Consider the following 14,506-nt stretch of genomic DNA (forward strand, 5'->3'; position numbering starts at 1 on the left):
TTTCATAAGAGGCCTGCACTCTGGTTGCTTTTTAAAACTAGTGTGCCTATAAAATTAGCCATAGTGGTTTTCTTTTGCAACTGCTACGTGTGAAGATTAAGCTGGCATCAGTAGACTGATTGACGGAGAGCATGCAGATGGCGAAACAGGAATCACTCAGAACCAGTGAATGTCCGGTGGCAAGGACGCTGGAATCAATTGGTGAGCGCTGGTGCCTGATGATTATTCGCGAGGCATTTGATGATGTGCGGCGATTCAGCGAGTTTCAAAAGAATCTAGGGCTGGCCAAAAATATCCTTGCCTCGCGGCTGAAGCACCTGGTTGATATCGGTATTTTCGCGATTTTACCGGCATCGGATGGCAGCGCCTACAAGGAATACGTCCTGACTGAAAAGGGGCGATCTGTGTTTCCCATTGTTGTGGCGATGCGGCAATGGGGAGAGCGTTATATGTTTGATTACGGGGAAACCTATTCTGTCCTGCTGGATAACGAACACGGTCAGCCGCTTCAGTATCTGGATGTGCGTTCCGCTCAGGGGGAGAAACTGCAACCTGGCGACTGCCATCGCCGGCGCGTTGTGTCGGATATCAGCGGTGAATGAAGGCCTGAAGAGGGGCGCGGTGCGGTGGGAATCGGTTCGATGACATCGCGCCCCGGCCGTACAGCGAAAAGCGGACATACTAGCGTTCGGCAACCTTCGTTTCAGGTAAATCTATGATAACCAGTGTGCCAAAGCTGCCTGTTTCCACAATATGAGGAATACCTGCTTTGGCGACATAAAGCTGGCCAGGCGTGACAGAGATTTTTTCTCCTTTCACATTCAGCTCCAGACGTCCGTCAATGACCAGTAATCCCTCGTCATACTCATGCACTTCTTCGCTTAATGAGCGTTCATCCATTCGTAAAACTTTGAGATTCGCTGTGCCAATGCGGCCTAATACTTGTGAGTGCCAGGCTTCCGGTAACACCTGTGCTTCGGCGCTAAGGTCATAAAGCGACATAACGTCATTCCCTTTGATGTTCGTTTTAGGCCCTTATGTCATAGAAATGCTCTGCCGTCCTATAACAAATATGGAAAAACAAGTCGAAGAAGCGGCTAACCCTTTCTCCTCAACCCCTTGCCCTCCAGGATATTGTCGTATCTTTTTCCTGGAGGTTTCTGATGACAACCCTCTGCACATTGCGACAGGCGACTCACCGCCAGCAGAATAATCATTTACATTTATATTTTATTTGAATGTATTCATGTTACATATTAAATTCTGCTTACTTTATCGACGATGAGGCAAGGATGCGGATGTGGAGAGCGTAATCCATAACAATATTGAGGGTTTTCTGCTGCTGCTATTAAGCATGTGGCCGATTCTGATTGTGGTCTTTATTGGCGTCGCGATTTCTTTCTATACCATGCTGTTACGCAAAACGGCGCTGGCCTGCCTGCTGTTCGCCGTCGCCATCGGCGCCGCAGGCTGGAGCTTCGCTTAGCGTCCGTTCTCAGGGTTTATCCAGCAGGCTCATGCTGGAAGTGGCGGCGCCATCATTGAGATTGGACGGTGCATGCCAGTCGCGGCCGGCCAGTGCGCTATCGCCCTGACCGCTGCTGGCGACGGTATCCTCCTGCGTCGACATCGTCGAGCCCGCCAGTGCTTCATCTGCCCCCGACTGATCGGGCAGGGAACTGGTATACCCGCCATTGTCCGAGTAAGTATCCATACCATTCACTTCATTCGGTACCGTGTCGGTGGTGGTGCCATCATCGTTTATGCAAAATGATCCGCCAATGCCGTTAGGCTGGCAGTCCGCAGCGAAAGCCGGGACAGCCAGCGACGCCAGCAACAATAGCGGTAAGCCGATTTTCTTCATTCTCATCTCCATGCGCAACGTGGCTCGACAGATGCTCTCTACTATAGAGAAGGACAGGGCGGTGGAAGGTGACAAAACTGTTTAATTTTGTAATAGCGTACCGACTGCCGGTTGCCTGTTCGCTTCAGCACGTCGAGGCATGCTGCGCCTTCCCGGGTCGGCGCAATGCGGTAATCAATTGTTAATTCAACGTAAAGGTTAATGAAAATTTAAGAGAAGGCCGCTATGTTGGCGATATCACTCTTTCCATTAAGGAAATTCCATGCGCGATAAATATTCGGGCCTGCAGATCGGTATTCACTGGTTGGTCTTTTTGCTGGTGGTGGTGGCTTATGCGGCAATGGAGCTACGTGGATTTTTTCCCCGTAGTGACCGGCCGCTGATTAATATGATTCATGTCTCCTGCGGGATCACCATCTGCGCGCTGATGGTGGCGCGTTTGCTGGTGCGGCTGAAGTCGCCAGCGCCGCCGATCGTGCCGAAACCGTCGCCGATGATGACCGGTTTTGCTCATCTCGGCCATCTGGTTATCTATCTGCTATTTATTGCCTTGCCGCTGATCGGGATGGTGATGATGTACTGGCGCGGAAATCCCTGGTACGCCTTTGGCCTGACCATGCCGTATGCCCCGCAGAGCGATTTTGAGCGGGTGGACACCCTGAAGGCGATCCATGAATGGTTAGCCAACGCCGGGTACTTCGTGATTGGCCTGCATGCCCTTGCCGCGCTGGTCCATCATTACTGGTGGAAAGATAATACCCTGCTGCGGATGATGCCCCGTAAGCGCTAAATAGTCGTTACCGTTTTGCCTGACCCCGTCCCGCGACGGGGTTTTTTTTGCCTTTATGGGTAATAAAATATAGTATACCCCCCTATATGATACGGAGGCGTAATCGTGCCACATTCACCTGAAGATAAAAAACGGGCGCTCAGTCGCGTACGCCGCATCCGCGGCCAGGTCGAGGCCCTCGAGCGCGCGCTGGAGTCCGGCGAACCCTGCATGACAATCCTGCAGCAGATTGCCTCAATTCGCGGTGCGGCAAATGGCCTGATGGGCGAAATGGTGGAGATCCACCTGCAGGACGAGCTGGTTAGCGGCGAGACCACCCCGGACCAGCGGGCCGCGAGAATGGCAGAGGTCGGTCATCTGCTACGATCCTATTTAAAATAACATCACGACGAGGAAGAGACAGTTATGAAATCACGCGCAGCAGTTGCCTTTGGTCCTGGCCAGCCGTTAAAAATCGTTGAGATTGACGTCGCGCCGCCGAAGAAAGGCGAAGTTCTGGTGAAAATCACCCACACCGGCGTGTGTCACACCGATGCCTTTACCCTCTCCGGCGACGATCCAGAGGGTGTTTTCCCGGCGGTACTGGGCCATGAAGGCGGCGGGGTTGTCGTGGAAGTGGGCGAGGGCGTTACCAGCCTTAAGCCGGGCGACCACGTGATCCCGCTGTATACCGCCGAATGCGGCGAGTGCAAGTTCTGTAAGTCGGGTAAAACCAATCTCTGTCAGGCGGTGCGCGCCACCCAGGGCAAAGGGTTGATGCCGGACGGCACCACCCGTTTCTCCTATAACGGCGAACCGATTTATCACTATATGGGCACCAGCACCTTCAGCGAATATACGGTTTGCGCCGAGATCTCGCTAGCGAAAGTCAATCCGCAGGCGCCGCTGGATAAAGTGTGCCTGCTGGGCTGCGGTGTCACCACCGGTATCGGCGCGGTGCACAACACGGCGAAGGTCAAGCCCGGGGATAGCGTCGCGGTCTTTGGTTTAGGCGGCATTGGTCTCGCGGTGATCCAGGGCGCGGTGCAGGCGCAGGCCGGACGCATTCTGGCGGTCGATACCAACCCGGATAAGTTCACCCTCGCCAAAGAGATGGGCGCAACCGACTTTATCAACCCGAACGACTACGATAAGCCGATTCAGGATGTGATTGTCGAACTGACCGACGGCGGGGTGGATTTCAGCTTCGAGTGCATCGGCAATGTCAACGTGATGCGCGCGGCGCTGGAGTGCTGCCATAAAGGCTGGGGTGAGAGCGTGATCATCGGCGTAGCCGGTGCTGGCCAGGAGATCAAGACCCGTCCGTTCCAGCTGGTAACCGGCCGCGTGTGGCGCGGTTCCGCCTTCGGCGGCGTGAAAGGGCGCAGTCAGCTGCCGGGAATGGTGGAGGACGCCATGGCTGGTAAAATTCGCCTCGACCCGTTTATTACCCATCGCCTGCCGCTGGAGCAGATTAACGAGGCCTTTGATCTGATGCATGAAGGCAAATCGATTCGCACCGTGATCCACTTTGGCGACCAGTAATCGCTAACGCTGATGGCGTATCGTCACCGATAAAAAAAGGGCCCGGATGGGCCCTTTTGCTTAGGTCGTTCAGTGATGATCCGGGAGCGCGTAGGCAATGATGTAATCGCCGCGATCCGGTGACTGACGGGCGCCGCCAGCATTGATAATAATGTACTGCTTACCGGTTTTCGGTGAGACGTAGGTCATCGGGCCGGACTGGCTACCGACCGGCAGACGCGATTTCCAGATCTCTTTCCCGTTCGCGGTATCAAAGGCGCGCAGGTAGAAATCCTGGGTACCGGCGAAGAACAGCAGTCCGGACTGTGTGGACAGCGACGCGCCAAGGGTCGGCATGCCGATCGGAATTGGCATGTGCATACGGACCCCCAGTGGCCCGGTATCTTCTACGGTGCCAACCGGTACCTGCCACACCAGTTTCCCGGTTTTCAGATCCACCGCGGACATGGTGCCGAACGGCGGTTTCTGGCATGGAATGCCCAGCGGCGACAGGAAACGTTCGCGCATGGCGCCAAACGGCGTGCCTTCCATCGGCACGATGCCCATCTCGATCCCGCTGGCGTCTTTCGCCACCTTCGCGCGCGGTACCATATAGTTGGCGAGGCCCAGACGCATATCGTTGACGAACATCAGGCTGTTGTTCGGATCCACCGAAACGCTGCCCCAGTTCATGCCGCCGAGCGAGCCCGGGAACTGCAGGGAACGGTCTTCACCTGGCGGGGTAAAGACGCCCTGATGGCGCATCTCTTTGAACTGGATACGGCACAGCAGCAGGTCGATCGGTGTCGCCCCCCACATATCAGATTCCGTCAGCGTCTGGTTGCCGATCATCGGCATTCCCACCGAGTAAGGCTGCGTCGGTGAGTAGCGTTCACCTTTGACGTTGCCCGCCGGCACCGGACGTTCTTCCACTTTGGCCACCGGCTCGCCGGTCTCGCGGTTGAGCATAAAGATCATGCCCTGCTTGCTGGTCTGCACCAGCACCGGGGTGGTACCGCCCTTGCCGTCAGGCAGATCGTACAGCAGCGGCTGAGATGGCAGGTCAAAGTCCCACAGGTCGTGGTGCGTGGTCTGGAAGTGCCAGCGCACCTGGCCGGTGGTGGCATCCACAGCCACGATAGAGGAGCTGTATTTATCGTCCAGCGCGGTACGCTCGCCGCCAAAGAAATCTGGCGTGGCGTTGCCGGTTGGTAGATAGATCAGATTCAGCTTCGCGTCGTAGGACATCGCCGACCAGACGTTTGGCGTACCGCGCGTATAGGTCTGGCCTTCCGGCGGAACACCGGTCAGCGCTGGATTGCCTGGATCCCACGCCCACGCCAGTTTGCCGGTGTGGACGTCAAACGCGCGGACCACGCCCGGCGGTTCGCCGGTGGAGTAGTTATCCGCGACGCGGCCGCCCACCACCACCACATTGCCCGCCACCAGCGGGGTGGAGGTCTGCTGATAATAGCCCGCTTTCACTTCACCCATGCCGACGCTAAGGTCGACAATACCGCGATCGCCGAAGCTTTCGCACAGTTTGCCGGTATCGGCATCAATGGCGATCAGGCGGGCGTCGATTGTCGGCAGGAACAGACGACGTGAACAGGCGGCAGGCTGCGTGCCTGACGCTGGCGCGGTTTGTGCCTGGCTCTCTTCGTAATAGCCTAAGCCGCGGCAGCGCTGCCAGTTGGGAGAAGAGGATTTGGAGTCATAGCGCCATTTCTCTTTCCCGCTGTCCACATCCAGCGCCAGCACTTTGCTGTAAGGGGTACAGACGTAGAGAGTATCGCCAATCTGCAGCGGGGTGTTTTGATCTTCCGCCCCGGAGCCATTGCTCTGCGGGATATCGCCAGTATGCGCTACCCAGGCCACCTGTAGCTGGTTGACGTTCTGTTTGTTGATTTGATCCAGCGCGGCGAAACGGTCGCCGTGGGTGGTGTTACCCCAGTGCGCCCAGTTTTTCTGCTGTTCGCCCGGCGCGACGGGCTTCACTGGCACCGCTTCAGTGGCGCTAACCAGCGGTTCGGATTTGAACATCCAGCCAAAGCTCACCGCCAGTGCCACGGCGAGAACGGCGGCGACGCCATATGCCGGGCCTTTTTTTGCCGGTGGGCTGGCGAGGAAAGGCCAGACCAGGGCGGCAAGGAAGGCCAGGACGCCGAGCGCAAACAGGCGCGAGAAGAGCGGCCAGTAGTTCCAGCCAGCGTCACTTATCGCCCAGATCACCGAGGCGATAAACGCCACGGCGTACAACAGAATACCGCCGCGGCGGTTGCGGAAAATCAACACCGCCGCGATGACCATCACCACGCCCATCAGGGCGAAGTACAGTGTTCCGCCGACAAGGGCCAGTTTTGCCCCAAGAATACCGATAGCCAGACCGATGATGAGCATCAGTCCGGCGAGAAGCCACTGCAGGATCCGGGGGAATCCGCGCGGCGCGTTGCCAGTTGCCATGTAATCTCCTTAACCACTCCCGCCACTTCACCATGAACCAAATGAAACAGATATTTTCTGTTTTATTTTTGAATGAAGAGGTTTGTACCTTCATAAACGCAGGTTTATTGCTTGATGTGATTTCAAGTGAACCATTTGGTGAAATCGCGATATGATAGATCTGTTAAAGAAATTTGCGCAATTGTTAATGAATAATTTCGCACTAAATGATTATTTTGCTAAATGTGTTGTGCCGCCAGGCGCATCACATCGGCGATCGTAGGCTCCCCGGCAGGTGTCGCCGGGGAGAAAGCGGGGTCAGGCAGGCATTGACTTGCGGATGGCGCTGAGCAGGGTTTGCGTACCTGGCGTCAGCGTCGCATCGACGCGGGTTAGAATGCCGATGGGTTCTCCGGCGCCCTGGGTGGCAATCGGCAGGGCGCTCAGCACACCCCGGCGAAGATCGTCTTTCACCGCCCCGGATGGCACGAACCACACATAGTCGAAATCGACCGTCAGCTGGCGTGACAGCGAAGCAGACAGCGTCTCGATGCATCCCGCGGGCATTTTACAGCCCTGGCTCTGGAGCAACGTTTCGGCGTTTTGCCGCGGTACGGTGCCCTTCGGTGAGACCACGACGGGCCACTCCATTACCCGGCTCAGGGTCACGGTCTCCTGAAGCAGGGGGTGTCCCGGACGAACCACCAGTTTCAGGGATTCGAGGAACAGTAGCTCATAGTTGAGCCCACTCATCAGATCCGGGTCGGACATGCGTCCGATACCGATATCGATCTCCCCGGATTTTAACCCCGCCAGCAGCATGGTGTTGTTCATGGTGGCGACCTGCAGCGTGATGTCTTTTTGCTGTTTATGGAACTGGCCGATCACCGTTGGCAGGATCCCCAGTGCGGCGGTAGGCAGCGCGCCGATACGCACAATGTCGTTATTCAGCCCCTCTTTACGGTTCAGCGCCTGACCCGCTGAGTTAAGGGCATCAAGTACCTTAACGGCATGAGTTAGAAACTGTTCGCCGACCAGGGTGAGTTGCGCCCCCAGACGGCCCCGCTCGAACAGCCGGGTACCGGTTAACTGTTCAAGCTCGTTTAGCGTTTTCGAGAGTGCCGGCTGGCTCAGATTTAAAGTTTCAGCCGCGCGCCCCAGCGTTCCCTGTTGAGCGACGGCCACGAAGGTGTGTAGATGGCGCAAGCGAATGCGCTGACTGAAGAGACCATTTTTTTCCATAGTAGATGATGTTAAAAACACAGCGGTGAAAGAGACAAGCGGCCTTGTTTAAATTTGATAACCAGATAGCAAAATATTATTAACATTTGACCTGATTACATTACAAGATCTTTCCCCACGGTTTAAAACGCCTTCCCCACGCAGGACGAGGGGAAGGCGTTTATCGTCGTGGCCGCTAGATATCGAAAAAGACGGTTTCGTTTTCGCCCTGCAGATAAATATCGAAGCGATAGACCACTTCCGAACCGCGAACCTCGCGTTCGGCGATTAAGGTTTTGCGTCTCACTTCCCACTCGATCAGATTCAGCACCGGGTCGCTGGCGTTGGCCTCGTGTTCATCGGCGAAATACATCCGCGTGTTCAGGCCGATGTTGATCCCCCGCGCGACCACCCACAGGTTGACGTGCGGCGCCATCAGGCGGCCATCGCGGCCGACAACCGGGCCCGGCTTAATGGTGTCAAAGCGCCAGACGCCGGAGGTGAAATCAGAGCAGGTACGCCCCCAGCCGCGGAAGCCCGGGTCGACGGCTTTCTGCTGCTGACGGTCGTCAGGATGGTTATAGCGTCCCGCGGCGTTGGCCTGCCAGATCTCCAGCAACACATCACGCACCGGTGTTCCGGAGCCGTCGATAACCCGGCCTTCAATGGTGATCCGCTCCCCGGTGGTATCCGCGGTGGTGAGGATCGGGCCAAAGTTTTTCTCAAAAATATGAAAGCCCGCGGCGTCAGGCGCCAGACCGATATGAACATAGGGTCCCGCCGTCTGCGAGGCGGTTTCAGGCAGATACTGTTTCATCGGGCGGCCCCCTGAGTACGATTTTCAAACAGCGTGGCGCGATGGCCGCGTAAAACAAGGTCGAAGCGGTAGGCCAGGCAATCCAGCGGTACGGCGGCGTGCATGTCCAGCTCGGCGATCAGCGTGCGTACGGCGTCGTCATTATTAATGGTCCGGACGATCGGGCACTGTTTGATCAGCGGGTCGCCTTCGAAATACATCTGGGTGATCAGGCGCTGCGCCCAGGCGTCACCCGAGAGCGAGAAATGAATATGCGCCGGACGCCAGTCGCTGGCCTGGTTACGCCACGGGTAGGGGCCGGGCTTGATAGTGCGAAAACAGTAATAACCGTTTTCATCGGTCAGCACCCGGCCGCAGCCGCCGAAGTTCGGGTCAATCGGGGCCAGATACTGATCTTTTTTATGTCGGTAGCGGCCGCCGGCATTGGCCTGCCAGACTTCCACCAGGGTGTTTTTCATCGGTCGGCCAAAACCATCGCGCACATAGCCGTGGACAATGATCCGCTCGCCAATCGGCAGGCCTTCTTTGGCATAGTTAAGGATAAGGTCATTATCCAGAGGGCCCAGATCGTCGCGGCTAAAGACCGGCCCGGTGATCTCTGACAACGAGTTCTGCAGGGAGATCAGGGCATTCTTCGGTGAGCGCAGGACGCTGGTTTTATAGCCCGGCGCGTAAGCGGGCGGGTGACTACTGTAATCGCGATGGATAACCTCGCGCGGGGACCATTTGTCGTTCATCGGGTACTCCGTGTAGACGGTAGAGGGGCATGTTGTTGTAATGTCGCCAGAAACAGTGTGTGTAAATGTATTGTTAATTTAAAGTGAAATTACCGGGTGTTTTTCATAACCGTAGGTTATGTTTTGTGCAATGACTGCTAGCGGAAGCAGGTTATCGCCATCACAGTTTGTAAATTCTTCCCCCCGCCGTGAGGCAGCTTTCCTACACTCCAGGAAGTATTCACTGGAGGTAACACATCATGGCGAACACCATCACGGCTGATGAGATTCGGGAGCACTTTTCGCAGGCCATGTCGGCCATGTACCAGCAGGAAGTTCCGCAGTACGGGACGCTGCTGGAGCTGGTGGCAGACGTCAATCTGGCGGTACTGGAAAATAATCCGAAGCTGCATGAACAACTGGCCAATGCCGACGAGCTGGCGCGCTTAAACGTGGAGCGCCACGGCGCAATCCGCGTGGGCACAGCGAAGGAACTGGCGACGCTGCGTCGCATGTTTGCCATCATGGGGATGTATCCCGTCAGCTATTACGATCTCTCGCAGGCCGGCGTGCCGGTCCATTCCACGGCCTTTCGTCCCATCGACGATGCCGCGCTGGCACGCAATCCGTTTCGGGTTTTCACCTCGCTGCTGCGCCTGGAGCTGATTGAAAATCGCGCCTTGCGCGAGCGGGCCGAGGCCATCCTCGCCCGGCGCAAAATCTTTACCCCCCGCTGCCTGGCGCTGATTGCGCAGTATGAAGCTGAAGGCGAATTCACCTCTGCCGACGCGCGCGAGTTTGTGCAGGAGGCGCTGGAGACCTTTCGCTGGCACCGGCATGCTACCGTCGATGAGGAGACCTACCATGCCCTGCATCGCGAGCACCGCCTGATTGCCGATGTGGTCTGCTTTCCGGGATGCCATATCAATCACCTCACGCCGCGGACGCTGGATATTGATCGCGCCCAGGCCCTGATGCCCGAGTGTGGTATTGAACCCAAAGCGCTGATTGAAGGGCCACCGCGGCGGGAGGTCCCGATCCTCCTGCGGCAGACCAGCTTTAAGGCGCTTGAGGAGCCGGTGATGTTTGCCGGTGAGCATAAAGGCACCCACAGCGCCCGCTTTGGTGAAATTGAGCAACGCGGCATTGCGCTAACGCCAAAAGGACGCGCGCTGTACGACCGCCTGCTGCAGGCAGCGGGGACCGGAAAGGACAATCTCAGCCATCAGCAGCATCTGCAGGAGGTATTCCGCGAATTCCCGGACAGCGAATTTTTGCTCCGCCAGCAGGGGCTGGCCTGGTTTCGCTACCGCCTGACGCCCGCCGGCGAGGCGCATCGCCAGGCGTTTCGCCCGGGCGACGATCCGCAGCCGTTGATTGAGCGCGGGTGGGTGGTTGCCCAGCCGATTATCTATGAAGACTTTTTACCGGTCAGCGCGGCGGGTATTTTTCAGTCCAATCTGGGCAACGAAACGCAGGCGCGCAGCCACGGGAATGCCAGCCGCGAGGCCTTTGAGGCGGCGCTGGGCTGCCCGGTGGAGGATGAGTTTGCCCTGTACCGACAGGCGGAGGAGCGCAGCAAACGACGTTGCGGTCTGCTGTAAAATCAGTACCCTGCTGGCATCAGCCTTACAGGGAGCAGGTTATGCAACATCCGTCGAAACCGTTGGCGAAAACCCGCCAGGGAACCGTGTCCGGGAGCGCAGAGCAGGGGATCCATATCTGGCGCGGCATTCCGTATGCCGCGCCGCCTGTGGGCCCGCTGCGCTGGCGCGCGCCGCAACCTCCTGCCCGCTGGCAGGGCGTCCGCCAGGCCGACGCCTTTTCCGCCGCCAGCTGGCAGGACATTGACTACTGCCGTGAGCTCGGCGGCGGCGATCCCGGCGCTTTCAGCGAAGACTGCTTATATCTCAATATCTGGGCACCTGCTGCTGCGGCGCAGCCGCTGCCGGTGATGGTCTGGCTGCACGGCGGCGGGTTTACCATCGGCGCCGGCAGCCTGCCGCCTTACGATGGCAAAGCGTTAGCCAGCCGCGATGTGGTGGTGGTGACGGTCAACTACCGGCTGGGCCATCTCGGCTTTTTCGCCCATCCGGCGCTGGAAGAAGAGGCAGGCGAACGTCTCTATAATTTCGCGCTGCTGGATCAGATTGCCGCCCTGCAGTGGGTTCAGGAGAATATCCACGCCTTTGGCGGGGATGCCGCTAACGTCACGCTGTTTGGCGAATCCGCCGGGGCGCGCAGCGTGCTGTCGCTGATGGCCTCGCCGAAAGCGAAAGGGCTGTTCCATAAAGCGATTATTCAGAGCGGGTATACGTTACCCGACCTGCCGCGAGAGAAGGCGCTGGAGAAAGGCCGCCTGCTGGCGGAACACTTTGCCTTACCGCAAGCCAGCGCTGAGGAATTGCGGGCGATCCCCGCGGAGGCCTTCTGGTCACTCACCGCACCGCTGAACACAGGGCCGGCCCCCATCGTCGGCGACGCGGTGCTGCCGCAGCCGATGCTGGAGACCTTTTTTGCCGGGCACCAGCATCCAATGCCGGTGATGATCGGCTCCAACAGCGATGAAGCCAGCGTGATGGCCGTGTTTGGCGTCGATATCGCCGGGCAGATCCAGAAGCTGCGCCGTGAGCGCCGCCTGGGTCTGGGGCTGATCAAACTCCTTTATCCCGGCGTGAAGGGCGATGAAGCGCTGGGGCGGGAAGTGTGCCGCGATATGGCCTTCACCACCCTCGGCTATGTGGTGATGCAGGCGCAGCAGCGCGTGGGGCAGCCGTGCTGGCGCTACTGGTTTGATTATGTTGCGGAAGCGGAGCATGACACCTATCCGCACGGCGCCTGGCATGGCAACGAGGTGCCCTACGTGTTTGATAACCTGCGGTTGACCGACCCGGTGTGTCAGTACGCCAGCGAAGCGGATCTGGCCTTCGCCGCTCAGGTCGCTGATTACTGGGCCCAGTTTGCCCGCGTCGCCAGCGGCGACCTGGCACTTTCCGGCGCAGTGCGCTGGCCGGCGTGTCTGCGTGGACGGGATCGTCTGTTGCGCATTGGCTTGCATAAGCGTGCCGGTTTTAAAGTGGAGAATCGCTTTATGCGCGCCCGGCTGGCGCTGTTTCGCCGGGTGATGAAGCATCACGTGACGCTCGAGTAAAGGTGGTTGTTCGTGGTTCCGCAAGGACATGACACTGCTGAAAGCCACCGGCGGTGGAGAAACCGACACGTGATGAAGATGCCATACCAGGAACCGCTATCCGGTCCGATGACAGGCAGGCCTCAGACTGTGCCTTGCAGTCTCACTTCCCCGGAGATGAAAAAACGGGCTGTTCTGGTAGACAGGGCTTTTTTACCTTTTTTCTGCGGGCAACAATTGGATTATTAATCGTTTTTGTCTAGAGTGGGCGGAATTTATCACGCAGCGTGATGACGCGTTGCGAATCAATTCACCCGTGTAGAAGGACGCTTTCTCAGGCATGAACCGCAGACGTTTTCTTAAATCTTCCATGGCTGTTGCCGCCGTATGCGGAACGTCAGGAGTCGCCTCCTTATTCAGTCAGGCCGCTTTTGCCGAAGACGCGGGCATTGCCGACGGGCAAACGCGTCGTTTCGATTACACCGTGCTGCAGGGGATGGCCCACGATCTGGCGCGCCAGCCATGGGGCGGCGCCCCGCGCGATCTGCCGCCGACGCTGGCCAATCTGACTCCGCAGGCTTATAACAGCATCCAGTATGACGCCAACCACTCGCTGTGGAACAACATTGAAGAACGCAAACTGGACATCCAGTTTTTCCACGTCGGGATGGGGTTCCGTCGCCGCGTGCGGATGTTCTCTCTTGACGCCGCCACCCAGCAGGCGCGCGAGATCCATTTCCGCCCTGAGCTGTTTAAGTACAATGACGCCGGGGTCGACACCCGCCAGCTGGAAGGCCAGTCCGACCTCGGTTTCGCCGGATTCCGGGTGTTTAAAGCGCCGGAGCTGGCGCGCCGCGATATCGTAGCGTTCCTCGGCGCCAGCTACTTCCGCGCGGTAGACAGCACTTACCAGTACGGCCTGTCGGCTCGCGGGCTGGCGGTGGACACCTTTACCGATACCCCGGAAGAGTTCCCTGATTTCACCTCCTTCTGGTTCGAAACAGTCAAAGGGGACGCCACGGTATTTACCGTTTACGCGCTGCTGGATAGCCCGAGCATCACCGGGGCCTACAAATTCACCATCCATTGCCAGGATACCCAGGTCATCATGGATGTGGAAAACCACCTTTATGCCCGCAAGGACATCAAACAGCTGGGTATTGCGCCGATGACCAGTATGTTCAGCTGCGGCAACAACGAGCGTCGGATGTGCGATACCATCCACCCGCAGATCCACGACTCCGATCGGCTGTCGATGTGGCTGGGGAACGGCGAATGGGTCTGCCGGCCGCTGAATAACCCGCAGAAGCTGCAGTTCAACGCCTTCCAGGACAAGAACCCGCGTGGCTTCGGTCTGCTGCAGCTGGACCGCGATTTCTCCCATTACCAGGACGTGATGGGCTGGTATAACAAGCGTCCCAGCCTGTGGGTCGAGCCGCGTAACCAGTGGGGCAAAGGGGCCGTCAGCCTGATGGAGATCCCGACCACCGGTGAAACGCTGGATAATATCGTCTGCTTCTGGCAGCCAGAAAAAGCGGTGAAGGCGGGCGACGAACTGGACTTCCGCTACCGTCTCTACTGGAGCGCGCAGCCGCCGGTGAGCACTCCGCTGGCGCGTGTGCTCGCCACCCGCACCGGGATGGGGGGCTTCCCGGAAGGCTGGGCGCCGGGCGAGCACTATCCGGATAAGTGGGCGCGCCGTTTTGCCATCGACTTTGTCGGCGGCGATCTGAAGGCCGCCGCGCCGCGCGGTATTGAACCGGTGATCACCCTCTCCAGCGGCGAAGCGAAGCAGATTGAGATCCTCTATGTTGAGCCGTTCGATGGCTACCGGATCCTCTTCGACTGGTATCCGACCTCCGACTCGACCGATCCGGTGGAGATGCGCCTGTTCCTGCGCTGTCAGGGCGAAGCCATCAGCGAAACCTGGCTCTATCAGTACTTCCCGCCGGCGCCGGATAAACGTAACTACGTTGACGACCGGATCATGAAATAGTCCCGTGACAGCCGCGGCCCGCAGGCA

The 14,506-nt window shown here is 58.1% G+C and carries 14 protein-coding genes; 8 read left to right on the forward strand and 6 right to left on the reverse strand.

Annotated features, from left to right (window positions below; genetic code table 11):
- The first annotated feature begins 137 nt into the window (after positions 1 to 137).
- Positions 138 to 602: a winged helix-turn-helix transcriptional regulator gene (locus CWM57_RS01510; RefSeq protein WP_074386180.1), complete on the forward strand. Its 465-nt coding sequence runs from the start codon at positions 138 to 140 to the stop codon at positions 600 to 602.
- 79 nt (positions 603 to 681) lie between these two features.
- Here CWM57_RS01510 and CWM57_RS01515 read toward each other — a convergent pair whose 3' ends face one another.
- Complete coding sequence (locus tag CWM57_RS01515) at positions 682 to 1,002, reverse strand: cupin domain-containing protein (RefSeq protein ID WP_061154396.1); 321 nt, start codon at positions 1,000 to 1,002, stop codon at positions 682 to 684.
- A 298-nt stretch (positions 1,003 to 1,300) separates the two neighbouring features.
- Here CWM57_RS01515 and CWM57_RS01520 point away from each other — a divergent pair, with 298 nt between their 5' ends.
- Complete coding sequence (locus CWM57_RS01520) at positions 1,301 to 1,486, forward strand: hypothetical protein (protein WP_061154397.1); 186 nt, start codon at positions 1,301 to 1,303, stop codon at positions 1,484 to 1,486.
- Positions 1,487 to 1,495: 9 nt separating this feature from the next.
- Here the strand turns inward: CWM57_RS01520 and CWM57_RS01525 are convergent, their stop codons facing one another.
- Entirely contained in the window at positions 1,496 to 1,864 is a 369-nt protein-coding gene (locus tag CWM57_RS01525; protein ID WP_100675499.1) for an RND transporter, read from the reverse strand.
- Between the two features lie 262 nt (positions 1,865 to 2,126).
- Here CWM57_RS01525 and cybB point away from each other — a divergent pair, with 262 nt between their 5' ends.
- The 3 genes from cybB to CWM57_RS01540 all read left to right on the forward strand — a co-directional run bounded on the left by cybB (position 2,127) and on the right by CWM57_RS01540 (position 4,178).
- The gene (cybB, locus tag CWM57_RS01530) at positions 2,127 to 2,654 is read left to right on the forward strand and encodes a cytochrome b561 (RefSeq protein ID WP_008804655.1); all 528 of its coding nucleotides are present in this window, start codon (positions 2,127 to 2,129) and stop codon (positions 2,652 to 2,654) included.
- A gap of 105 nt (positions 2,655 to 2,759) precedes the next feature.
- Positions 2,760 to 3,035: a metal/formaldehyde-sensitive transcriptional repressor gene (locus CWM57_RS01535; protein WP_004101746.1), complete on the forward strand. Its 276-nt coding sequence runs from the start codon at positions 2,760 to 2,762 to the stop codon at positions 3,033 to 3,035.
- 24 nt (positions 3,036 to 3,059) lie between these two features.
- Positions 3,060 to 4,178 carry an S-(hydroxymethyl)glutathione dehydrogenase/class III alcohol dehydrogenase gene (locus CWM57_RS01540; RefSeq protein WP_012968056.1) on the forward strand — a complete coding sequence of 373 codons (1,119 nt, stop codon included), beginning with the start codon at positions 3,060 to 3,062 and terminating at the stop codon, positions 4,176 to 4,178.
- A gap of 69 nt (positions 4,179 to 4,247) precedes the next feature.
- Here the strand turns inward: CWM57_RS01540 and CWM57_RS01545 are convergent, their stop codons facing one another.
- The 4 genes from CWM57_RS01545 to pcaH form a co-directional block, all read right to left on the reverse strand.
- The gene (locus CWM57_RS01545) at positions 4,248 to 6,620 is read right to left on the reverse strand and encodes a membrane-bound PQQ-dependent dehydrogenase, glucose/quinate/shikimate family (RefSeq protein WP_100675500.1); all 2,373 of its coding nucleotides are present in this window, start codon (positions 6,618 to 6,620) and stop codon (positions 4,248 to 4,250) included.
- Between the two features lie 297 nt (positions 6,621 to 6,917).
- A complete protein-coding gene (locus CWM57_RS01550; RefSeq protein ID WP_012541541.1) occupies positions 6,918 to 7,841 on the reverse strand; it encodes a LysR substrate-binding domain-containing protein in 924 nt (307 codons plus the stop codon).
- A gap of 175 nt (positions 7,842 to 8,016) precedes the next feature.
- Positions 8,017 to 8,637 (reverse strand): protocatechuate 3,4-dioxygenase subunit alpha, encoded by a 621-nt coding sequence (gene pcaG / locus CWM57_RS01555; RefSeq protein ID WP_100675501.1) that lies wholly within the window; start codon positions 8,635 to 8,637, stop codon positions 8,017 to 8,019.
- On the reverse strand, positions 8,634 to 9,374 hold the full coding sequence (pcaH, locus tag CWM57_RS01560; protein ID WP_004202816.1) for a protocatechuate 3,4-dioxygenase subunit beta: 741 nt from the start codon (positions 9,372 to 9,374) through the stop codon (positions 8,634 to 8,636). Before pcaH ends, pcaG begins: the two co-directional genes overlap by 4 nt.
- Before the next feature lie 239 nt (positions 9,375 to 9,613).
- Between pcaH and CWM57_RS01565 the strand changes: the two genes are divergently transcribed.
- The 3 genes from CWM57_RS01565 (at position 9,614) to CWM57_RS01575 (ending at position 14,479) form a co-directional block, all read left to right on the forward strand.
- Positions 9,614 to 10,957: a VOC family protein gene (locus CWM57_RS01565; protein WP_100675502.1), complete on the forward strand. Its 1,344-nt coding sequence runs from the start codon at positions 9,614 to 9,616 to the stop codon at positions 10,955 to 10,957.
- A 41-nt stretch (positions 10,958 to 10,998) separates the two neighbouring features.
- Positions 10,999 to 12,504: a carboxylesterase/lipase family protein gene (locus tag CWM57_RS01570; RefSeq protein WP_100630575.1), complete on the forward strand. Its 1,506-nt coding sequence runs from the start codon at positions 10,999 to 11,001 to the stop codon at positions 12,502 to 12,504.
- A gap of 319 nt (positions 12,505 to 12,823) precedes the next feature.
- Positions 12,824 to 14,479 (forward strand): glucan biosynthesis protein D, encoded by a 1,656-nt coding sequence (locus CWM57_RS01575; protein ID WP_074385682.1) that lies wholly within the window; start codon positions 12,824 to 12,826, stop codon positions 14,477 to 14,479.
- The last annotated feature ends 27 nt before the right edge of the window (positions 14,480 to 14,506 follow it).

Origin of the sequence: Klebsiella sp. G-Nf4 (assembly GCF_002810615.1) — a bacterium.
In the GTDB taxonomy this organism is placed as follows: domain Bacteria; phylum Pseudomonadota; class Gammaproteobacteria; order Enterobacterales; family Enterobacteriaceae; genus Klebsiella; species Klebsiella variicola.

Coding starts and splice junctions, on each gene's coding strand:
- pcaH (WP_004202816.1), bottom strand. CDS start 9,374: ATGAACGACAAATGGTCCCCGCGCGAGGTTATCCATCGCGATTACAGT.
- CWM57_RS01510 (WP_074386180.1), top strand. CDS start 138: ATGGCGAAACAGGAATCACTCAGAACCAGTGAATGTCCGGTGGCAAGG.
- CWM57_RS01550 (WP_012541541.1), bottom strand. CDS start 7,841: ATGGAAAAAAATGGTCTCTTCAGTCAGCGCATTCGCTTGCGCCATCTA.
- cybB (WP_008804655.1), top strand. CDS start 2,127: ATGCGCGATAAATATTCGGGCCTGCAGATCGGTATTCACTGGTTGGTC.
- CWM57_RS01545 (WP_100675500.1), bottom strand. CDS start 6,620: ATGGCAACTGGCAACGCGCCGCGCGGATTCCCCCGGATCCTGCAGTGG.
- pcaG (WP_100675501.1), bottom strand. CDS start 8,637: ATGAAACAGTATCTGCCTGAAACCGCCTCGCAGACGGCGGGACCCTAT.
- CWM57_RS01570 (WP_100630575.1), top strand. CDS start 10,999: ATGCAACATCCGTCGAAACCGTTGGCGAAAACCCGCCAGGGAACCGTG.
- CWM57_RS01540 (WP_012968056.1), top strand. CDS start 3,060: ATGAAATCACGCGCAGCAGTTGCCTTTGGTCCTGGCCAGCCGTTAAAA.
- CWM57_RS01515 (WP_061154396.1), bottom strand. CDS start 1,002: ATGTCGCTTTATGACCTTAGCGCCGAAGCACAGGTGTTACCGGAAGCC.
- CWM57_RS01565 (WP_100675502.1), top strand. CDS start 9,614: ATGGCGAACACCATCACGGCTGATGAGATTCGGGAGCACTTTTCGCAG.
- CWM57_RS01575 (WP_074385682.1), top strand. CDS start 12,824: ATGAACCGCAGACGTTTTCTTAAATCTTCCATGGCTGTTGCCGCCGTA.
- CWM57_RS01525 (WP_100675499.1), bottom strand. CDS start 1,864: ATGAAGAAAATCGGCTTACCGCTATTGTTGCTGGCGTCGCTGGCTGTC.